The sequence below is a fragment of the Tepidimonas sp. genome (assembly GCF_046292505.1).
In the GTDB taxonomy this organism is placed as follows: Bacteria; Pseudomonadota; Gammaproteobacteria; order Burkholderiales; family Burkholderiaceae_C; genus Tepidimonas.
Genome location: NZ_JBKBQX010000012.1, coordinates 1 through 20,305 on the forward strand (window position 1 = coordinate 1; position 20,305 = coordinate 20,305).

24 protein-coding genes are annotated in these 20,305 nt (G+C 70.0%); 23 read left to right on the top strand and 1 reads right to left on the bottom strand.

Going from position 1 to position 20,305, the window contains the following annotated elements:
* The 3 genes from ACK4TH_RS07040 to ACK4TH_RS07050 all read left to right on the top strand — a co-directional run.
* Positions 1-1,114 (top strand): polynucleotide adenylyltransferase PcnB (locus ACK4TH_RS07040; RefSeq protein ID WP_409624270.1); only part of this gene is annotated, 1,114 nt, incomplete at its 5' end.
* Positions 1,107-1,583, top strand: coding sequence for a 2-amino-4-hydroxy-6-hydroxymethyldihydropteridine diphosphokinase (gene folK, locus ACK4TH_RS07045; RefSeq protein WP_409624272.1), 477 nt, complete (start codon positions 1,107-1,109; stop codon positions 1,581-1,583). The genes ACK4TH_RS07040 and folK, both read left to right, overlap by 8 nt.
* Before the next feature lie 29 nt (positions 1,584-1,612).
* On the top strand, positions 1,613-2,032 hold the full coding sequence (locus tag ACK4TH_RS07050) for an ACT domain-containing protein (RefSeq protein WP_409624275.1): 420 nt from the start codon (positions 1,613-1,615) through the stop codon (positions 2,030-2,032).
* Between the two features lie 15 nt (positions 2,033-2,047).
* On the opposite strand, the gene pdxH is transcribed toward ACK4TH_RS07050, so the two are convergent.
* Positions 2,048-2,680 carry a pyridoxamine 5'-phosphate oxidase gene (gene pdxH / locus ACK4TH_RS07055; protein ID WP_409624277.1) on the bottom strand — a complete coding sequence of 211 codons (633 nt, stop codon included), beginning with the start codon at positions 2,678-2,680 and terminating at the stop codon, positions 2,048-2,050.
* Positions 2,681-2,783: 103 nt separating this feature from the next.
* On the opposite strand from pdxH, the gene ACK4TH_RS07060 reads away from it, so the two are divergent.
* The 20 genes from ACK4TH_RS07060 (at position 2,784) to ACK4TH_RS07155 (ending at position 20,300) form a co-directional block, all read left to right on the top strand.
* Positions 2,784-3,416, top strand: coding sequence for a YceD family protein (locus tag ACK4TH_RS07060; RefSeq protein ID WP_409624280.1), 633 nt, complete (start codon positions 2,784-2,786; stop codon positions 3,414-3,416).
* Positions 3,417-3,516: 100 nt separating this feature from the next.
* Positions 3,517-3,699: a 50S ribosomal protein L32 gene (rpmF, locus tag ACK4TH_RS07065; protein WP_068606675.1), complete on the top strand. Its 183-nt coding sequence runs from the start codon at positions 3,517-3,519 to the stop codon at positions 3,697-3,699.
* A 56-nt stretch (positions 3,700-3,755) separates the two neighbouring features.
* Positions 3,756-4,808, top strand: coding sequence for a phosphate acyltransferase PlsX (gene plsX, locus ACK4TH_RS07070; RefSeq protein WP_409624283.1), 1,053 nt, complete (start codon positions 3,756-3,758; stop codon positions 4,806-4,808).
* 40 nt (positions 4,809-4,848) lie between these two features.
* Positions 4,849-5,868, top strand: coding sequence for a beta-ketoacyl-ACP synthase III (locus ACK4TH_RS07075; protein ID WP_409624286.1), 1,020 nt, complete (start codon positions 4,849-4,851; stop codon positions 5,866-5,868).
* A 28-nt stretch (positions 5,869-5,896) separates the two neighbouring features.
* The gene (gene fabD / locus ACK4TH_RS07080) at positions 5,897-6,850 is read left to right on the top strand and encodes an ACP S-malonyltransferase (RefSeq protein WP_409624289.1); all 954 of its coding nucleotides are present in this window, start codon (positions 5,897-5,899) and stop codon (positions 6,848-6,850) included.
* Positions 6,851-6,899: 49 nt separating this feature from the next.
* The gene (gene fabG / locus ACK4TH_RS07085) at positions 6,900-7,649 is read left to right on the top strand and encodes a 3-oxoacyl-ACP reductase FabG (protein WP_409624292.1); all 750 of its coding nucleotides are present in this window, start codon (positions 6,900-6,902) and stop codon (positions 7,647-7,649) included.
* Between the two features lie 86 nt (positions 7,650-7,735).
* On the top strand, positions 7,736-7,975 hold the full coding sequence (gene acpP / locus ACK4TH_RS07090) for an acyl carrier protein (RefSeq protein ID WP_068606668.1): 240 nt from the start codon (positions 7,736-7,738) through the stop codon (positions 7,973-7,975).
* 6 nt (positions 7,976-7,981) lie between these two features.
* On the top strand, positions 7,982-9,226 hold the full coding sequence (fabF, locus tag ACK4TH_RS07095) for a beta-ketoacyl-ACP synthase II (RefSeq protein WP_409624296.1): 1,245 nt from the start codon (positions 7,982-7,984) through the stop codon (positions 9,224-9,226).
* Positions 9,227-9,231: 5 nt separating this feature from the next.
* Positions 9,232-9,747: a hypothetical protein gene (locus tag ACK4TH_RS07100; RefSeq protein ID WP_409624299.1), complete on the top strand. Its 516-nt coding sequence runs from the start codon at positions 9,232-9,234 to the stop codon at positions 9,745-9,747.
* Entirely contained in the window at positions 9,747-10,379 is a 633-nt protein-coding gene (gene rpoE, locus ACK4TH_RS07105; protein ID WP_409624406.1) for an RNA polymerase sigma factor RpoE, read from the top strand. Before ACK4TH_RS07100 ends, rpoE begins: the two co-directional genes overlap by 1 nt.
* A gap of 37 nt (positions 10,380-10,416) precedes the next feature.
* Positions 10,417-11,043 (top strand): RseA family anti-sigma factor, encoded by a 627-nt coding sequence (locus tag ACK4TH_RS07110; RefSeq protein WP_409624302.1) that lies wholly within the window; start codon positions 10,417-10,419, stop codon positions 11,041-11,043.
* Between the two features lie 18 nt (positions 11,044-11,061).
* Positions 11,062-12,081 (top strand): MucB/RseB C-terminal domain-containing protein, encoded by a 1,020-nt coding sequence (locus ACK4TH_RS07115; protein WP_409624305.1) that lies wholly within the window; start codon positions 11,062-11,064, stop codon positions 12,079-12,081.
* A 142-nt stretch (positions 12,082-12,223) separates the two neighbouring features.
* Positions 12,224-13,669: a DegQ family serine endoprotease gene (locus tag ACK4TH_RS07120; RefSeq protein WP_409624409.1), complete on the top strand. Its 1,446-nt coding sequence runs from the start codon at positions 12,224-12,226 to the stop codon at positions 13,667-13,669.
* Positions 13,670-13,766: 97 nt separating this feature from the next.
* Positions 13,767-15,581, top strand: coding sequence for a translation elongation factor 4 (gene lepA / locus ACK4TH_RS07125; protein ID WP_068606653.1), 1,815 nt, complete (start codon positions 13,767-13,769; stop codon positions 15,579-15,581).
* An 11-nt stretch (positions 15,582-15,592) separates the two neighbouring features.
* A complete protein-coding gene (gene lepB, locus ACK4TH_RS07130) occupies positions 15,593-16,558 on the top strand; it encodes a signal peptidase I (RefSeq protein WP_409624412.1) in 966 nt (321 codons plus the stop codon).
* A 74-nt stretch (positions 16,559-16,632) separates the two neighbouring features.
* Positions 16,633-16,977, top strand: a complete 345-nt coding sequence (locus ACK4TH_RS07135; RefSeq protein WP_409624415.1) for a DUF4845 domain-containing protein — start codon at positions 16,633-16,635, stop codon at positions 16,975-16,977.
* A 15-nt stretch (positions 16,978-16,992) separates the two neighbouring features.
* Entirely contained in the window at positions 16,993-17,685 is a 693-nt protein-coding gene (gene rnc, locus ACK4TH_RS07140; RefSeq protein ID WP_409624418.1) for a ribonuclease III, read from the top strand.
* A complete protein-coding gene (gene era, locus ACK4TH_RS07145; protein ID WP_409624308.1) occupies positions 17,682-18,719 on the top strand; it encodes a GTPase Era in 1,038 nt (345 codons plus the stop codon). Before rnc ends, era begins: the two co-directional genes overlap by 4 nt.
* A 1-nt stretch (position 18,720) precedes the next feature.
* Positions 18,721-19,515: a DNA repair protein RecO gene (gene recO, locus ACK4TH_RS07150; RefSeq protein WP_409624311.1), complete on the top strand. Its 795-nt coding sequence runs from the start codon at positions 18,721-18,723 to the stop codon at positions 19,513-19,515.
* Complete coding sequence (locus ACK4TH_RS07155; RefSeq protein WP_409624314.1) at positions 19,512-20,300, top strand: pyridoxine 5'-phosphate synthase; 789 nt, start codon at positions 19,512-19,514, stop codon at positions 20,298-20,300. The genes recO and ACK4TH_RS07155 overlap by 4 nt, the downstream gene beginning before the upstream one ends.
* Positions 20,301-20,305: the final 5 nt, after the last annotated feature.

The window sequence follows — 20,305 nt, forward strand, 5'->3', positions numbered from 1 at the left end:
GGTCGAGCAGGACGCAGCGCGGCGCGACTTCACCATCAACGCCATGTACTACGACCCGGAGACCGAAACCGTGGTCGATTTCCACCAGGGCATTCGCGACGCCCGCAAGCGTGTGCTGCGCATGATCGGGGACCCGCCCACCCGCTACCGCGAGGATCCGGTACGCATCATCCGCGCCGTGCGTTTTGCGGCCAAGCTCAGCGGGTTGGGCTTCAAGCTCGACGACAAGACCCGCGCGCCCATGGCGGCGCACCTGCCGCTGCTGGCCGACGTGCCGCCCAGCCGGCTGTTCGACGAGATGCTCAAGCTCCTGCAGACCGGGCACGCGATCGCCAGCGTGGAGGCGCTGCGCGCCAATGGGCTGGCGCGCGGCATCTACCCGCTGCTGGATGTGGTGGTCGAGCGGGGCGAGGACCCCTTCGTGCGCGCGGCGCTGCAGGACACGGACCGCCGCGTGGCCGAGGGCAAGCCGGTGGCGCCGAGCTTTTTGCTCGCCTGCGTGCTGTGGCAGGACGTGCGCGGCGCGTGGCAGCGTCGTTTGGGCGAGGGGGTGCCGCCGTTTCCGGCCCTGGCCGAGGCGGTGGACGAGGTGTTCGAGTCGCGCATCGGCGACGTCTCTGGCCGCGGCAAGCTCGGCGCCGACATGCGCGAGATCTGGATGATGCAGCCGCGCTTCGACAAGCGCACGGGGCAGAGCCCCTTCACGCTGGTGGAGCAGCCGCGCTTTCGGGCGGGCTTCGATTTTCTTCGCCTGCGTGCGCAGGTGGGCGAGGTGGAGGAAGAACTCTCGCACTGGTGGGAGACCTTCAGCCTGGCCAGCGAAGCCGTGCGGCGCGACATGGTGGAGGCCGTCCGGCTGGAGCAGCAGCGTGCCAAGGTTCCCGGCAAAGCCCCGCGCAGCCGCCGCCGGCGTGCCGACGATCCCACCGGGGACGAGGCCGTGACGTCCGCCACAACCGCCGTGCCGGATGCGGTGGCGTCGCCTGCGGATGGTCCGGATGGTGAGGCGCAAGCCCCTGCCGCGCCGCGCAAGCGCCGCCGGCGTCGGCGCAAGCCCGCAGGCGGCGGGGAGGGCGGGGGCGCCCCGGCCGATGGCAGTGCACCCGATGCGTGACGCCGTCACGGCGTATATCGGCATCGGCGCCAATTTGGGCGACGCCCCGGCGCAGGTGCGGGCCGCGCTGCAGTGGCTGGACGAGCTGCCGCAGACGCGGCGCATCGCCGCTTCGGGTCTGTGGCGCACCGCGCCCGTGGATGCCGACGGGCCGGACTACTGCAATGCGGTCGCCGCGGTGTCCACTCACCTGAGCGCCCCCGCGCTGTTGCAGGCGTTGCATGCGCTGGAGGCCCGCGCCGGCCGCGAGCGCCCCTACCGCAACGCCCCACGCACGCTGGATCTGGACCTGCTGCTCTACGGCAGCGCGCGCATCCAGTCCCCGCACCTCACCGTACCCCACCCGCGCATGGGGCAGCGCGCATTCGTGCTGATACCGTTGGCGCAAATCGCGCCCGACCGGGTGCCAGCCGATGCGCTGAAGGCGGTGGCCGGGCAAGCCATCGAGCCGATTGCCCAACCGTCCTGATTGGTCGACAACGGACAACGCCGTCTGTCATGAGCACACCGATCGCCGATTTGGCGACCCTTCTGGCCTCCATGGAGCCGGAACTCCATGAGGGCACGTACGTTTACTGCGTCGCCCCGCCCGGGACGGATGGGCGGGGGCTGTCGCCGGTGGTCACGGTAGCGGAGTCGGAGGGGCTGACCCTGGTGCTGCCCGAATCCCAGGCCCTGCAGGCCGGGTATCCGGTGCTGTTCCGCGCTGCCTGGATCACGCTGACCGTCCACTCCGATCTGCAGGCGGTGGGCCTAACCGCATCGTTTGCGGCGGCGCTGGGCCGCGCCGGCGTGAGCTGCAATGTGGTAGCCGGGGCCTTTCACGACCACCTCTTCGTGCCGGTGGACCAGGCCGATGCTGCCCTGTCGGCTCTGCGCGCGCTTCAGCAGGAGGCGCAAGCACAGCGCCCGGCTTGACGCGGAGCGCCAGGCTCAGGGCGCCAGCCGCTCCCGCACCCACCGCCCGTCCTCCAGCCGGTAGCGCAGCCGGTCGTGCAGACGGCTCTTGCGGCCCTGCCAAAACTCCCAGGCGTCGGGTTTGAGGCGGAAGCCTCCCCAGTGGGGCGGTCGGGGCGGGTTCATCAAAAATTGCGCGGCATATTTGGCGGCGTTGGCCACCAGCACGCCGCGGCCGTCGATCACCTGACTCTGGGGGCTGGCCCACGCGCCGATACGGCTGTCCAGGGGGCGGCTGGCGTAGTAGGCGTCGCTCTCCTCGGCGCTGACCTTCTCGACCACGCCCTCGATGCGCACCACGCGCTCCAGCTCCACCCAGTGGAACTGCAGTGCCGCGTAGGGGTTACCCGCCAGCTCGCGGCCCTTGCGGCTGTCGTAGTTGGTGTACCAGACGATGCCGCGCTCGTCGTAGCCCTTGATGAGCACCACGCGGGTGCTGGGCCGCAGATCGCAGCCCACCGTGGCCAACGTCATGGCGTTGGGCTCGGGCAGCTCGGCACGGATGGCCTCGTGCAGCCACTGGTCGAACTGCCGCAGCGGGTCGGCGTGCGAAGCGTCCTCGCTGAGCTCGGCCTTCTCGTAGCTTTTGCGCAGGTCGGCGATGTTCATGGCGGCAGTATGGCACGGCTGACCCGGCCGGTGGCGGCCTGACAGTGGCCTTGGGTTGGCCGCTGGGTGGTCTTTGCGCCGCCGCAGGGGGATAATCCGCCGCATGCGTGTCCCCAGCCCCCATGCCGCCGAGCCCCACGACTGGATCGACGTCGATGCGTTGACGCGCCGCGGCGACGGCCTGTCGGGGGTATTTGCCCTGGCCCGTCTGCCCCGCGTGCTGGCTGATGCTCCCGATCTGCCGGAGCAGGCGCAGGAGACCGTCCGCTGGCGCGTGCAGGCCGAATGGCGCGATCCGCCGCCGGCGGTGGCGGCGGCCGTGCGTGCGCTGGCCGGTGGGCGTCGCGCGGCGGTGCCGCGGCACTTGTGGTTGCATCTGCAGGCCGAAGGCCGGGTGCCGCTGGTGTGCCAGCGCTGTCTGGAGCCGTACTGGCAGCCCGTGACGGTGGATCGCTGGTTCCGCTTCGTCGCCAACGAGGCCGCGGCCGAGTCGGAAGACGAATCCTGCGAAGAGGACCTGCTGGTGCTCGATGGTCCGCGCTACCCCTTGCTGGAGCTGGTGGAGGAGGAACTGCTGCTGGCCGCGCCCCTGGTGCCGCTGCACGAGGTCTGTCCGCACCCCATCCCGTTGGCGGCGGGCGATGTTCTGGGAGCGGGCGGGGAGGCCGCGGCCGCCGAGCCGCGCCGCAATCCCTTCGAGGCGTTGGCGGCCCTGAAGGCGGGGGGGCGCTCCTGACCGCTGGGTCGGCCAGCTCGCGGCGTGTTTGTGTGCGCCGAGGCTGGCCGGGTATAATGCAGGGTTTTCTTAGCCAGCACCCGTATTCCAGGAACCGATCATGGCCGTTCAGCAAAACAAGAAGTCGCCGTCCAAGCGCGGCATGCACCGCTCGCACAATGCGCTGTCGGCGCCGGGCATCGCCGTCGAGCCCACCACGGGCGAGACGCACCTGCGCCACCACATCAGCCCCAACGGCTTCTACCGCGGCCGTCAGGTCCTCAAGAACAAGTCCGAGGCTTGATCGCCACGGCGGACATGGGCGGCGCGGCGTCTAGCGTGCGGTCGCCTGAAACTGCCGTGATTCGGATTGCCGTCGATTGCATGGGGGGGGATCACGGCCCCTCCGTGACACTGCCCGCCTGCGCCGCCTTTTTGGCGGCACACCCTCAGGCGCGCCTGCTGCTGGTGGGTCGCCCCGAAGCGCTGTCCGCGCTGCCGCCGGGGCTGGATGCCAGCCGTTGTGCGGTCGTGTCCGCGGCGGAGGTCGTCGAGATGGACGATCCCGTCGAGGTCGCCCTGCGCCGCAAGAAAGATTCGTCCATGCGCGTGGCCATCGCGCAGGTCAAGGACGGGGCGGCGGATGTGGCGGTGTCGGCCGGCAACACCGGGGCGCTGATGGCCATCGCGCGCTATGTGCTCAAGACGCTGGACGGCATCGATCGCCCGGCGATCGCCACCCAAATGCCCAACGCGGCCGGCGGTGCGACCACCGTGCTGGATCTGGGCGCCAACGTCGACTGCACCGCGGAGCATCTGCTGCAGTTTGCCGTCATGGGTTCGGCCCTGGTCGCCGCCAACGGCCGCGAAAACCCGAGCGTGGGCCTGCTCAACATCGGGGAAGAGGTCATCAAGGGCAACGACGTCATCAAGCGCGCCGGCCAGTTGTTGCGCGAGGCGGCGGCCCGCGGCGACCTCAATTTCCACGGCAACGTCGAGGGCAACGACATCTTCAAGGGCACCACGGACATCGTCGTCTGCGACGGCTTCGTGGGCAATGTCGCGCTCAAGGCGAGTGAGGGCCTGGCCAGCATGATCGGCGCCTTCCTGCGCGAGGAGTTTGGGCGCGGCTGGCATTCGCGGCTGGCGGCGCTGGTGGCGTGGCCGGTGCTCGCGCGCTTCAAACGCCGCGTGGACCACCGCCGCTACAACGGGGCGGCGTTGCTCGGTCTGCGTGGACTGGTCTTCAAGAGCCACGGCTCGGCCGATGCGTTTGCCTTCGAGCAGGCGCTGCGACGCGCGTATGATGCGGCCGAGGCCCGGCTGCTCGAGCGCGTGCAGCGCCGCATCGCTCGGGCGGCGCCCCTGATGGCGACGCCGTCGGGCGAGTCGCCGGTCGCCACCTCCCTCTGAGCGGGCGCCCCGTCGTCCATTGCCAGGAATCTGATCGCCGATGAGTCTGTACGCCCGCATCACCGGGACGGGCAGCCACCTGCCCAACAAGCGCCTGACCAACCACGACATGGCGGCCCTGCTCGCCGCGCGTGGGCTCGAGACCAGCGACGACTGGATCGTCGAGCGCACCGGCATCCGCGCGCGCCACTTCGCCGCCGAGGGCGAGATGGCCAGCGACCTGGCGCTGCAGGCCAGCCTCAAGGCGCTGGCCGCCGCCGGCCGCCAGCCGCACGAGGTGGACCTGATCGTCGTGGCGACCTCGACGCCGGACATGGTCTTTCCCTCCACCGCCACCATCCTGCAGCGCAAGCTGCACGAGGCGGCGCAGGCCGCCGGCGGCCAGGGGCCGATCGGCGCGGCGGCGTTCGACGTGCAGGCCGTGTGCACCGGCTTCATCTACGCGCTGACGCTGGCCGACGCGCTGATCCGCACCGGCAGCGCGCGCCGCGCGCTGGTGGTCGGGGCGGAGGTGTTCTCGCGCATCCTCGACTTCGACGACCGCACCACCTGCGTGCTGTTCGGCGACGGCGCCGGCGCCGTGGTGCTGGAGGCCGTGGAGCACGGCGGCGACGGCCCCGGCGTGCTCGCCACCGACCTGCACGCCGATGGCCGCCACACCGGCATCCTGTGCGTGCCGGGCACGGTGGCCGGTGGCCACGTGCTGGGCGAGCCGCTGCTGCGCATGGACGGGCAGGCGGTGTTCAAGCTGGCGGTCGGCGTGCTGGAGGAGACGGCTCGCACCACGCTGGGCAAGGCCGGCAAGACCGAGGCCGATGTCGATTGGCTGATTCCGCACCAGGCCAACATCCGCATCATGCAGAGCACGGCGCGCAAGCTCAAACTGCCGCTGGAGCGGGTCGTCGTGACCGTCGATCAGCATGGCAACACGTCGGCGGCGTCGATTGCGCTGGCGCTCGACCACGCGGTGCGCGCCGGCCGCATCCAGCCGGGCCAACTGCTGCTGCTGGAGGGCGTGGGCGGCGGCTTCACCTGGGGCTCGGCCCTGGTGCGCTACTGAAGACACAACACGTGGGAGCATTCGCAAGATGACGACGTTCGCATTCGTGTTTCCGGGCCAGGGCTCGCAGTCGGTGGGCATGCTCGACGCCTGGGGCGACCACCCGGTGGTGCGTGCCACGCTGCAGGAGGCTTCCGACGCGCTCGGCGAGGACCTGGGCCGCCTGATCCACGAGGGGCCGAAGGAGGCGCTGGCGCTGACCACCAACACGCAGCCGGTGATGCTGGTGGCGGGCGTGGCTGCGTGGCGCGTCTGGAAGGCCGAGGGCGGAGCCGATCCGATCGCGGTGGCCGGCCATTCGCTGGGCGAGTACTCGGCGCTGGTGGCGGCAGGGGCCTTGACGCTGGCGCAGGCCGCGCCGCTGGTGCGGCTGCGCGCGCAGGCCATGCAGCAGGCCGTGCCGGTGGGGGCCGGGGCGATGGCCGCCATCCTCGGGCTGGACGCCGAGGCGGTGCGCGCCGGCTGCGCCGAGGCGCAGGCCGCGTTCGCGCCGGACAGCGGCGAGGTCGTCGAGGCGGTCAACTTCAACGATCCGGCGCAGACCGTCATCGCCGGCTCCAAGGCGGCGGTCGACAAGGCCTGCGAAGTGCTCAAAGCGCGCGGCGCCAAGCGCGCGCTGCCGCTGCCGGTGTCGGCGCCGTTCCACTCCAGCCTGATGCGGCCGGCGGCCGAGGCGCTGCGCGCGGCGCTGGCCGAGGTGGCCATCCAGGCGCCGGCGATTCCGGTCGTCAACAACATCGACGTCGCGGTGGAGACCGACCCGGCGCGCATCCGCGACGCGCTGGTGCGCCAGGCCGCCGGGCCCGTGCGCTGGGTGGAGTGCGTGCAGGCGTTGCGCGCGCGCGGCGCGCAGGCCATCGTCGAGTGCGGCCCGGGCAAGGTGCTGGCCGGCTTGACCAAGCGCATCGCGCCGGAACTGCAAGCGGCCGTGCTGTACGACCCCGCCACACTCGCCGAGGTGCGCGCCTTGCTCGCGGGCTGATTCGCGCGCCGCTGGTCACCCCAACGAATACGCAGGAGGAAATCGACCCATGTCTGAACCGGTTTTCGCGGGCCAGGTGGCCCTCGTCACGGGCGCTTCGCGCGGCATCGGCGCGGCCATTGCGCGCGAACTGGCCGGCCGCGGCGTGCGCGTCGTCGGCACCGCCACCAGCGAGGAAGGCGCCCAGCGCATCACACAGGCGCTCGCCGGCTTCGAAGGCTGTCGCGGCGCGTGCCTGGACGTCAACGACGCCCCCGCCGCCGAGGCGCTGGTGGACGCCCTGGTCAAAGAGCACGGGGCGCTGCACATTCTGGTCAACAACGCGGGCATCACGCGCGATATGCTGGCCATGCGGCTCAAGGACGAGGACTGGGACGCGGTGCTCGACACCAACCTGAAGGCGGTGTTCCGCCTGTGCCGCGCCGCGATCCGTCCGATGATGAAGCAGCGCTATGGCCGCATCGTCAACATCACCAGCGTGGTCGGCGCCTCGGGCAATCCCGGACAGGCCAACTATGCCGCGGCCAAGGCCGGGGTGGCGGGCATGACGCGCGCGCTGGCGCGCGAGCTGGGCAGCCGGCGCATCACCGTCAACTGCGTGGCGCCGGGCTTCATCGAAACCGACATGACCGCCAGCCTCCCGGCCGAGCAGCAGCAGGCGCTGCTGGCGCAAATTCCACTGGGCCATCTGGGTAAACCCGCCGACGTGGCGCATGCAGTGGCCTTTCTGGCCAGTCCGCAGGCCGGCTACATCACCGGGCAGGAGCTGCACGTCAACGGCGGCATGTTCATGGCCTGATCCCCGTCCGATCGCCGGCTGGCGGGCCCGCAGCGGCGGGGCCGCTACAATGCCGGGGCTGTTTTCAACCACCCGCAGAGGGAACTATGAGCGACATCGAAGCACGTGTGAAGAAGATCATTGCCGAGCAACTCGGCGTGGAGGAGAGCCAGGTCACCCCCGAGAAGGCGTTCGTCGCCGACCTGGGTGCCGACTCCCTCGACACCGTGGAGCTGGTGATGGCCCTCGAAGACGAATTCGGCATCGAGATCCCCGACGAGGACGCCGAAAAGATCACCACCGTGCAGCAGGCGATCGACTACGCCAAGGCGCACCAGAAGGCCTGATCCCCCATGAGCCGCCGCCGTGTCGTCGTGACCGGCTTGGGCTGCGTCAGTCCCGTGGGCAACACGGTGGAGGCGGCCTGGGCCAATCTGCTCGCGGGCCGCTCGGGCATTGACCGCATCACCAAGTTCGATGCGAGCGCTTTTGCCTGTCAGATTGCCGGTGAGGTCAAGAATTTCGACCTCGAGTCCTACATCCCGCCCAAGGAGGCGCGGACGATGGACACCTTCATCCACTACGGCATCGCCGCCGCGGCCCAGGCCGTGGCCGACTCGGGCCTGCCGGTGGGTGACGCGCTGTCCGAGGACGAGGCCTGCCGCATCGGCTGCGTGATCGGTTCGGGCATCGGCGGCCTGCCGCTCATCGAGGCGACGCACACGGAGCTCACCAACCGCGGGCCGCGCCGCATTTCGCCCTTCTTCGTGCCCGCCTCCATCATCAACATGGTGTCCGGCCACGTGTCCATGCGCTACGGCTTCAAGGGCCCGAATCTGGCGGTCGTCACGGCTTGTACCACCGGCCTGCACTGCATCGGCGAGGCGGGGCGCATGATCGAGTACGGCGACGCGGACGTGGTCATCGCCGGTGGGACGGAATCGACCGTGTCGCCGCTTGGGATCGGTGGCTTTGCCGCGATGCGGGCCTTGTCCACGCGCAACGACGATCCGCAGGCCGCCTCGCGCCCGTTCGACAAGGACCGTGACGGCTTCGTGCTGGGTGAGGGGGCCGGTGTGTTGGTGCTGGAGGAGTACGAGCACGCCAAGGCACGCGGCGCCAAGATCTACGCCGAGTTGGTCGGCTATGGCATGAGCGCCGATGCGGGCCACATGACCGCCCCCAACATGGACGGCCCCCGCCGCGCCATGCTCAACGCCCTGCGCAACGCGGGCGTGAATGCGGATCAGGTGGACTACCTCAACGCGCACGGCACGTCCACCCCGCTGGGGGACGTCAACGAGACCCATGCCATCAAGGCCGCGCTGGGCGATCATGCACGCCGCGTGGTCGTCAGCTCCACCAAGTCGATGACCGGCCACCTGTTGGGCGGCGCAGGCGGGCTGGAGAGCGTCTTCACCGTCCTTGCCGTGCATCACCAGAAGATTCCGCCGACGATCAACCTGGTCGAGCCGGACGCCGAATGCGACCTGGACTACTGCGCCAATACGGCGCGGGATGCCCGCATCGACGTGGCGTTGAAGAACAACTTCGGCTTCGGCGGCACCAACGGCACGCTGGTATTCAAGCGCGTCTGACTCCTATGGCCCGAACCGGGGCAGCCGGCATCCGCTACCCGGCCGGCTCCGCCCGGCTGGAGACCTGGGTCACCGCGATCGGCCTGTCCGGCGGCGTGGCCGTGCTGGGCCTGTGGGCCTGGGCGCGTCCCGACCTGCCCGCGGCATGGTGGGGACTGCTGGCCGGGGTGGTCGCCAGTGCCCTGTGGGCCGTCTGGAGCCTGCGCCATGCCCGGTACGGCGAATTGGTGTGGCTGCCGACGTCCGGCCCCGACGGTGCGCAGAGCGGCACGTGGCGCTGGATCGGTGCGCAGCGGCCGTCCGGGGTGCCCATGCTCGACGTGCGCATTGCATGGGACGGCACCGACGTGGTGCTGCTGGAGGGGCGAACGCCCGATGGGCAGCGCCTGTGGCTGTGGTGCCAGCGGGCCGCCGCCGGCGACGATCCCGCGGACTGGCTCGCCTTGCGCCGGGCCCTTGCGGCCGCGGCCGACCCCGAAGGCCGATCGGGTATATTCGGGCGCCCTGCGCCGAGGCCATGATGGACGAAACCCGCCGTTCCCCCGACGCCGACGCCGCGCTCGTGCAGCGCGCGATCGCTGGCGACCAACGGGCGTTCGAGCTGCTGGTCATCAAATACCAGCGCCGGGTCGAGCGCCTGATCGGGCGTCTCGTGCGCGACACCGACCTCGTCCCCGATCTGGCGCAGGAGACCTTCATTCGCGCCTACCGGGCGCTGGGGCAGTTTCGCGGCGATGCCCAGTTCTACACCTGGCTGTACCGCATTGCCGTCAACACCGCCAAGAAGGCGCTGCAGGAACTCAAGCGCGATCCGCTGGTGCCGATGAGCGCCCTGCACAACGGGGACGATGGCGATGAAACTTCCGCCCTGGAGCAGGAACTAACCGCGCAGGTGGCCGATACCGAAACCCCGGACGCGGTGCTGGCGAGTAAGGAGATTGCCCAGGCGGTGCAGGCGGCGGTGGATGCCCTGCCGACCGAGCTGGCCCAGGCGATCACGCTGCGCGAAATCGACGGTCTCAGTTACGAGGAGATCGCGCAAGCGCTCGACTGCCCGATTGGAACGGTGCGTTCGCGCATCTTCCGCGCCCGGGAGGCGATTTCGGCGCGCATCAAGCCCATGCTGGAGCGCCAATCCGGCAAGCGTTGGTAGCGTGCCTGTGCAGGGTCACCAGATTGGATGTCCGACCATGAAGCCTGTAGCCCCATCGAACGATCCGTCCGCCGCCGAAGCCGCGCGGCGGGAATGGTTGTCGGCGCTGTTCGACGGCGAATGCGGGCCGTCGCAGGCGCAGACCGCGCTCGACGGGGCCGATGCCGGCGCCGACCGGGCGGCGTGGGATGCGTACCGTTGTATCGGGGATGCCCTGCGCGCCCGGGCGGCCCGCACCGAGGGCGGGGCGGATCCCGCCTTCGTGCGCGCCGTGATGGCGCGTGTGGCGGCCGAGCCTGCGCCGCAGCGCATCGAGGTGTCGCCAGCCGTGGCGGACCCGCTGCCGGTCGCGGCCAACGATGCCGTCTTCCGCTGGAAGATGGTGGCGGGGGTGGCCGCGCTGGCCGCCGTGGTGGCCGTCGCATGGCAGGTGGGTGCGGTGCCAGGGGCGGTCGAGACCGCGCCGCGCATGGCCCAGGCCGAGCCGCCCCAGACCGTGACCGTCAGCCTGCCGAGCGCCCCCAAGCCGGGGGTGGGCGTGGTGGTGCGCGATCCCCAGCTCGAAGAACTGATGGCCGCGCATCGCCAGTGGGGCGGGGCGTCGGCGCTGCAGACCAGCGCCGGTTTTCTGCGGGCGGCCAGCTACGATGTGCCGGCGCGCTGAGGCGGGGTGAAACGGTCCATGACGATGCGACACGCGTACCCCACCCGCTGGGGCCAACGCTGGGCGGGTCGGGTGGCTGCGGCTGCTTTGGGCTTGTCCGTGCTCATGGTCGGGATGCAGGTTGCCCATGGCGCGACCCCTGAGCCCGCGGGCGACATCCAGGCTTGGATCGAGCGGTTGCACGACGCCACGCGCAACCGTGCCTACAGCGGGACGTTCGTCGTCACGCGCGGCAGTGAAATCGCAGCGGCGCGCATCGCGCACGTCTGCGACGGTCGGCAGCAGATCGAGCGCATCGAGTCGCTCAACGGGCCGGCGCGCATCACCTGGCGTCGGGACGACGAGGTCATGACGCTGCTGCCGGACAAGCAGTGGGCGGTGCGCGATCGGCGCGAGCTGCTGCGCCTGTTCCCAGGGCCGGTTCGGGTGCCGGGCATCGAGGTGGCCGGCTTTTATCGCGCCGACGTGCGCGGCAGCGAACGGCTGGCCGGCTTCGATGCCTGGGTGGTGGAGTTTCAGCCCCGCGATGCGTTGCGCTACGGCTACCGCATCTGGTCCGAGAAGCGCACCGGCCTCGTGCTCAAACTGCAGACGCTCAATGCCGATGGCGAGGTGCTGGAGCAGGTCGCGTTCACGGAGCTGCAGCTCGATGCGCCTTTGCGGCTGGAGGCGATGGCGCGGCAGATGGACGACACGCGCGGCTACCGCATCGAGCGCCCGACGCTGCGCAAAACCACGCCGGAGGCCGAGGGTTGGCGTCTGAAGGCCGAGGTGCCCGGATTCCGCCCGGTCACCTGCTGGGTCCGGGCCGAGGAGCCGGCGCGGGCGCGTCCGCCGCTGCAGTGCGTCTATTCGGACGGACTGGCGTCGGTGTCGCTGTTCTTCTCGGCGGCCGACGGGCCCCCGGTGCACCGCACCCAGGCGGGGGCCACACATGTGCTGTCGCAGCGGGTGGGCGGCTATGCGGTCACGGCGCTGGGCGAAGTGCCGCTGGCCACGCTGGAACGTTTTTTGGGCGCGCTCGAGCGCACGCGATGAGCCGTCCGCACAACCGGCCCCGCCCAGCGGCCGGGACGCTTGCATCCGACGAGGCTTTCACATGATGAACCGATCTGAACCTTCCGTGGCGGCCGGAATGCCGCAGCGGCGCCGTTCCGTGGCGCTGGCGGGTGTGTCTCTGATGGGGGCCGTTGCCCTGCTGTGGGGCGCCGCACAGCATGTCGTCGGCGCACAGCCGGCGACGGGCGTGGCTGCCCCGGCCAGCACGGCGGCGGCCGCGCCGCGCCTGACCGGCTTGCCGGATTTCACCGTGCTGGTCGACGAGGTCGGCCCGTCGGTCGTCAACATCCGCACGGTCGAGCGCGTGCAGCCCCGCGAGCCGGAGTCGGCCGCGCCGGACGAGGACATGCGTGAGTTTTTCCGCCGCTTCGGCATTCCGCTGCCTCCCGGCGCGCTGCCGCGCGGTCCGCAGCGCCCCGACCGGGGGCCGGAGCAGCGCCAGCGCGGGGTTGGCTCCGGTTTCGTCTACAGTGCCGACGGCTTTGTCATGACCAATGCGCACGTCGTCGATGGCGCGGACGAGGTGATCGTCACGCTGCCGGACAAGCGCGAGTTCAAGGCGCGCGTGGTCGGCGCCGACAAGCGCACCGACGTGGCGCTGGTCAAGATCGACGCCACGGGCCTGAAGCCCGTGCGCATCGGCGACGTCGAGCGGCTCAAGGTCGGCGAGTGGGTGATGGCGATCGGCTCGCCGTTCGGGTTGGACAACACCGTCACCGCCGGCATCGTCAGCGCCAAGCAGCGCGAGACCGGCGACTTCCTGCCCTTCATCCAGACCGACGTGGCGATCAACCCCGGCAACTCCGGCGGGCCGCTGATCAACATGCGCGGCGAGGTGGTCGGCATCAACAGCCAGATCTATTCGCGCTCGGGCGGCTTCATGGGCATCAGCTTTGCCATCCCGATCGACGAGGCGGTGCGCGTGGCCGAGCAGCTCAAGGCCAACGGCAAGGTCACGCGTGGGCGCATCGGCGTGGCCATCGAGCCGGTGGACAAGGACGTGGCCGAATCGCTCGGCCTGCCGCGGCCGGGCGGGGCGCTGGTGCGCGGGGTGGAGGACGGCTCGCCCGCGGCCAAGGCCGGTATCGAGCCGGGCGACATCATCCTGCGCTTCGACGGCAAGGCGATCGAGAAGTCGGCGGATCTGCCGCGCATCGTTGGCAACACCAAGCCGGGCACCCGTGCCACGGTCGAGGTGTGGCGGCGCGGGGCGACCAAGTCCCTCACCCTCACCGTGGGCACGTTCGAGGACGAATCCGCCGCCGCCCCGGCGACGGAGGAGCCCAAGACCGCCAAGGCCGGACCGCTGGGCTTGACCGTGCGCGAGCTGACCGCCGCCGAGCGGCGCGAGCTGAAGGTGGCCGGCGGCGTGCGCGTTGCGGAGGTGGCCGGCCCGGCCGCGACGGCGGGCGTGCGGCCGGGCGATGTCATCGTCGGGCTGGGCAACCAGACCATCGCCAGCGTGCGCGAATTCGAGCGTGCGGTGGCCGAGTGGCCCAAGGGCCGGCCGGTGAGTCTGCTCATCCGCCGGGGTGACTGGGCGCAGTGGATTCTGGTGCGGCCCTGAGCGGCGCCGTCCGCGGCCGCGGGCGCACAACGCCTACAATCACGGGTTTGAGTCGATCGGGCGCGCTGCTTGGGGAGCGCGCCCTTTTTCTGTGGCCATGAAGCACATCCGCAACTTTTCCATCATCGCGCACATCGACCACGGCAAGAGCACGCTGGCCGACCGCCTGATCGCGCGCTGCGGGGGCTTGAGCGAGCGCGAGATGACCGAGCAGGTGCTCGACTCCATGGATCTGGAGAAGGAGCGCGGCATCACGATCAAGGCGCAGACCGCGGCGCTGCAGTACACCGCGCGCGACGGGCAGGTCTACAACCTGAATCTGATCGACACGCCCGGCCATGTGGACTTTTCCTACGAGGTCAGCCGGTCGCTGTCGGCGTGCGAAGGCGCGCTGCTGGTGGTGGATGCGAGCCAGGGCGTCGAAGCGCAGACGGTGGCCAACTGCTACACCGCGCTGGACCTGGGGGTCGAGGTGTTGCCCGTCCTCAACAAGATGGATCTGCCGCAGGCCGACCCCGAGCGCGCGCAGCAGGAGATCGAGGACGTCATCGGCATCGATGCCTCCGAGGCCATCCCCTGCTCAGCCAAGACCGGCATGGGCATCGACGACATTCTGGAGGCGGTGGTGGCCAAGATCCCGCCACCGCATGGCAACCCGGATGGCCCGCTGCGGGCGATGATCATCGACTCGTGGTTCGACAACTACGTCGGCGTGGTGATGCTGGTGCGGGTGGTGGATGGCTGCCTCAACCGGGGCGACCGCATCCGGTTGATGGCCACGGGCGCGCAGTACCCGTGCGAGAAGGTGGGTGTCTTCACCCCCGCCAACCAGCCGCGCGAGCGGCTGCAGGCGGGCGAAGTGGGCTACGTCATCGCCGGCATCAAAGAACTGAAGTCGGCCAAGGTGGGCGACACCATCACCTCGTTCAAGACCGCCAGCGGCGCCAATCTGGCCGCGGCCACCGAGCCGCTGCCCGGCTTCAAGGAAGTGCAGCCGCAGGTGTTTGCCGGGCTGTACCCCACCGAGGCGAGCGAATACGACCAGTTGCGCGACGCGCTGGAAAAGTTGCAGCTCAACGACGCGTCGCTGCACTTCGAGCCGGAGGTGTCGCAGGCGCTGGGCTTTGGTTTCCGCTGCGGCTTTTTGGGCCTGCTGCACATGGAAATCGTGCAGGAGCGGCTGGAGCGCGAATTCGACCAGGACCTGATCACGACCGCGCCGAGCGTGGTGTACCAGGTGGTCAAGGGCGACGGCGAGGTGCTGATGGTAGAAAACCCCTCGCGCATGCCGGAGCCGAGCAAGATCCAGGAGATCCGCGAGCCCATCGTCACGGTGCACATCTACCTGCCGCAGGACTATGTCGGCCCGGTGATGACGCTGTGCAACGGCAAGCGCGGCGTGCAGCTCAACATGGCCTACCACGGCAAGCAGGTGATGCTGACCTACGATCTGCCGCTGGCCGAGATCGTGCTGGACTTCTTCGACAAGCTCAAATCCGTCAGCCGCGGCTACGCATCGATGGACTACGAGTTCAAGGAGTACCGCCCCTCGGACGTGGTGAAGGTGGACATCCTGCTCAATGGCGAGAAGGTGGACGCGCTGTCGATGATCGTGCACCGCAGCCAGTCGCAGTCGCGCGCGCGCGCGGTGGTCAGCAAGATGCGCGAGATCATCAGCCGCCAGCAGTTCGACGTGGCCATCCAGGCCGCCATCGGCGCCAACATCATCGCGCGCGAGACCGTCAAAGCGCTGCGCAAGAACGTGCTGGCCAAGTGCTACGGCGGTGACATCACCCGCAAGCGCAAGCTCCTGGAAAAGCAAAAGGCCGGCAAGAAGCGCATGAAGCAGATCGGCACCGTCGAGGTGCCGCAGGAGGCCTTCCTCGCCATCCTGCAGGTGGAGGAGTCATGAACGACCAGACCATGGGCGCCCTGACGGGCGTCGTCCTGGCGGCATTCGCCGGCTACGGCGTCGCGTGGTATGTGGGGGCCATCGATGGCAACTTCGCGCTGCTGCTGTTGCTGGCCGTGGTGGTGACGGGCGCCTACTGGGTGGCCGAGCGCTGGGTGTTTCTGCCGCGCCGGCGGGCTGCCGCCGAGCGCGCCGTGGCCGAGGCCCGCCGCCGCCGCGAGGAATTGGCCCGCCAGGGCATCACCGCCGATCACGGCGACCCGGACGCCCTGCGGCGCAAGTTCCTCGCCCAGCCCTGGTGGCTGGACTGGACGGCGGGGCTGTTTCCCGTCATTCTGGCGGTATTTTTGCTGCGCTCGTTTTTGTTCGAGCCGTTCAAGATTCCCTCCGGCTCCATGATCCCGACGCTGCGTGTGGGGGACCTGATCCTGGTCAACAAATTCCACTACGGCATCCGTCTGCCGGTGGTCAATACCAAGGTCGTGGACAACCACAACCCGCAGCGCGGCGACGTGATCGTCTTTCGCTACCCGCCTCAGCCCAGCCTGGACTACATCAAACGCGTCGTCGGCGTGCCGGGTGACGAGGTGGCGTATCTGAACAAGCGGCTGTTCATCAACGGGCAGCCGGTGCCGCGCACCGCCGAGGCGGATTTTTACGATGCCGAGGCGATGCGCTACCGCAAGCAGTTCGTCGAGGAGATCGGTGGCCGGCGGGTGCACACCCTGCTGGACGACGAGCGCCCCGCCTTCATCCCGGCGGCGGCCGATTTTCCGGGGCGCGAGCACTGCCGCTACACCGTCGAAGGCGTGACCTGCCGCGTGCCCGCAGGGCACTACTTCGTCATGGGCGACAACCGCGACAATTCGCTCGACTCGCGCTACTGGGGCTTCGTGCCCGAGCGCAACATCGTCGGCAAGGCGGTATTCGTGTGGATGAACTTCGGCGATCTGGGGCGCATTGGCGCGTTCGAATGAACGCACCCGGTTCGATTGGCGCTATCATGGGCCGAACTGTCGCCGGGTGCGGCGACTTCTGCACGGGGGTGAGCATGAAGCGGGGTCAGCTCGGGGTGACCGTGATCGGGATGGTGTTTTTCGGGATCGTCGCGGCACTGCTGATCGTGCTGGTGGCCAAGGTGGTGCCCACGGTCACCGAGTACCTGGCGATCCAACAGGCCGTCAACCGCGCCGCGCAAAGCGGCACCACCGTTGCCGAGATCCGCAACGCCTTCGAGCGCGCCAAGACCGCCGATTATTTCGATGCCGTCAGCGGCAAGGATCTGGAGATCAGCAAGGACGGTGACCGCATCGTCGTCGAGTTTGCCTACGACAAGGAAATCCACCTCTTCGGCCCGGCGTACCTGCTGCTCAAGTACCGGGGCCGCAACTCATGATCCATGACTGATTCTTTGGCGCCGGGGCTGGAGGCGCTGCAGCGCCGGCTGGGGCACCGCTTCCGCCAGCCCGATTTGCTCGTGCGGGCATTGACGCACCGCAGTTATTCGGCCGACCACTACGAGCGGCTGGAGTTCCTGGGCGATGCTGTGCTCGGCTTGGCGGTGTCCACGCTGCTCGTCGAGCGCCTGCCACAGCAGGCGGAGGGCGAGCTCTCGCGTGCGCGTGCCAGCCTTGTGCGGCAGGACGCCCTGCACCGCATCGCGCTGGACCTGGGTCTGCCCCCCTTGCTGCGCCTGGGCGAGGGCGAGCAGCGCTCGGGCGGGCGGGAGCGGGCCTCCATCCTGGCCGATGCGGCCGAGGCGGTGTTGGGGGCCCTGTATCTGGATGCGGGCTTCGAGGCGGCACAGGCCGTGGCTCGCCGCTGGTACGAGGGTGTCGAGCTGCGGCCCGGCCTGGGCAAGGACGCCAAGACGGCGCTGCAAGAGTGGCTGCAGGCCCGCCGCCGGCCCCTGCCCGTCTACGAGGTGGTCGCCATCCACGGGGAAGCGCATGCCCAGACCTTCGAGGTGGCGTGCCGCGTCGAGGGCGCGGCGCCCGCCACCGGGCGGGGGCCCTCGCGCCGCGCAGCCGAGCAGGCGGCCGCCGCCGTGATGTTGGACCAACTGCACACCCACGGCCTGTCCAGCCGAGTCTCCCAGCCATGACCCCTCAGCCCCCCGGCGCGCCATCTGCGCCATCCGCGCCCCCCGCCGATGACCTCGAGGCCATGCTGGCGCGGGCCTTGGGTCGCGCCGCCGACGCCTCTGCCGCGGCCGCAGCAGCCGCATCGGCGTCGGCCCCTGCGGCCGCGCCGACCGGTCCCCAGCGCTGCGGCTTCATCGCCATCGTCGGCAAGCCCAACGTGGGCAAGTCCACACTGCTCAATGCCCTGGTGGGCCACAAGGTCAGCATCACCTCACGCAAGGCCCAGACCACCCGCCACCGCATCACCGGCATTCGCACCGAGGGGGCGACGCAATTCGTCTTCGTGGACACGCCGGGTTTTCAGACCCGGCACGGCAACGCGCTCAATCGCGCGCTCAACAAGACCGTGCTGGGCGCGGTGGCCGATGTGGATCTGCTGCTGTTCGTGGTCGAGGCGGGACGCTTCGACCTGGCGGACGCCAAGGTGCTGGCGCTGCTGCCCCCTGGCGTGCCGGTGATCCTGGTGGCCAACAAGCTGGACCGCGTGCACCGCCGCGTGGAGATCGCGCCTTGGCTGCGCAGCATGCAGGATCGCCACCCGTTTGCCGAGTTCTTCCCCATGTGCGCCAAGCAGCCGCGTGATGTGCAGCGCCTGCTGGCGCTGTGCGAGCGCTACCTGCCCGAGCAGCCGTGGCTGTACGACGCGGACGACCTCACCGACCGCAGCGAGCGTTTTCTGGCCGGCGAGCTGGTGCGCGAAAAGCTGTTTCGTCTGACCGGCGACGAGTTGCCCTACACCTCGACGGTCGTCGTGGACCGCTTCGAGCAGGAGGGCGAGCTGCGCCGCATCGCTGCCACCATCATCGTCGAGCGCGAGGGCCACAAGGGCATGGTCATTGGCGAGGGGGGCGAGCGCCTCAAGCGCATCGGCACCGAGGCGCGCCAGGAACTGGAGCGCCTGTGGGGCGGCAAGGTGTTCCTGGAGCTGTGGGTCAAGGTGCGCTCCGGCTGGTCCGACGACGAGGCCCGGGTGCGCGCTTACGGTTACGAGTGACGTGGCCACACGCCAGCGGGTGCGGGTGCACGACGAGCCCGCCTTCGTGCTCCACCACCACGACTGGAGCGAGTCCAGCCTGATCTTGGAGCTGTTCACCCGCCACCATGGCCGTGTGGTGCTGGTGGGCAAGGGGGTCAAGCGACCCACGTCGCAGTTTCGCGCCGTACTGCTGCCCCTGGTGCCCTTACGCGTGGATTGGTCGGGCGAGGCGGAGGTGCGCACCCTCAAGGCCGCGCAGTATGCCGGCGGCCATGCGATGCCGGCGGGCGATGCGCTGCTGGCGGGCTACTACCTGAACGAGCTGATGCTGCGCCTGATGGCCCGCGACGATCCCCACCCGGCGCTGTTCGATCCCTATGCCGCGGCGGTTCAGGCCCTGGCCCGCGGGGCCGACGTGGCGGTAACGCTGCGGGCCTTCGAGTTGCTGCTGCTGCGCGAGTTGGGCTGGTTGCCCCACCTGGCGCAGGAGGGGCTGCGCCTGCTGCCCCTGGAGGCCGGGCAGCCCTACCGCCTCCTGCCGGAGGCAGGCCTGCAACCCAGCGGGCCGGACGATGCGGGCGCCTTGCCCGGTGCGCACTGGCAGGCGGTTCAGGCTGCGCTGGACGCCTCCGACCCCTGGTCCGCCCTGTGGGCGCACGCGCCGACTCTGGGCACCACCGCAATGCGCGTGGGCCTCTCCGGCTTGCTGCACTACCATAGTGGGGTGCGGTCCTTCCAGACCCGCGAGCTCATGCGGGCGCTGCGCCGCATCGGGCCGCGACCCACCCCGCCGCTGAACGACCTTTCGCCATGAGCCTTCCCTCTGCCCCCGGCGCATCCCGCACGGCGTTGTCCGTCAACGTCAACAAGGTGGCGCTGTTGCGCAACAGCCGCCACTTGGACATTCCCAGCGTGACGCGGGCGGCGACGCTGTGTTTGCAGGCCGGTGCCGATGGCATCACCGTGCATCCCCGCCCGGACGAGCGGCACATCCGTTGGCACGACGTGTTCGATCTGGCGCGCCTGCTGCGCGACTGGCCGGACCGCGAATTCAACATCGAGGGCAATCCCTTCCACAACCTGCTCGACGTTGCGCGCGAGGTGGTGCAGCAGGGCCTGCCGCTGCACCAGCTCACCTTCGTGCCGGATGCGGTGGACCAGTTCACCAGCGACCACGGTTGGCGGTTCCCCGAGGATGCACAGCGGCTGCGGCCCGTGATCGAGCAGGCACAGGCGCTCGGGGCGCGTGTGAGCCTGTTCATGGACCCCGATCCGGCGCAGATGGCCGGTGCTCGGGGCGTGGGTGCCGACCGTGTGGAGCTCTATACCGAACCCTATGCTGCTGCCTGGCCCGACGCTGGCGCGCGCGCCGTCCAGTTGCAGCGCTATCGCGACGCCGCCGTGGCCGCCCAGGCGGCCGGGCTGGGTGTCAACGCGGGGCACGACCTCAACCGCGACAATCTGACCGATTTCCTGCGCGCCGTGCCGGGCGTGGCCGAGGTCTCCATCGGCCATGCCCTGATCGCCGATGCGCTGGAGTTCGGCTACGCCGCCACCGTGCGCGACTACCGGCGCTGCATTGCGGCCGCGATGGGCTGACCCCC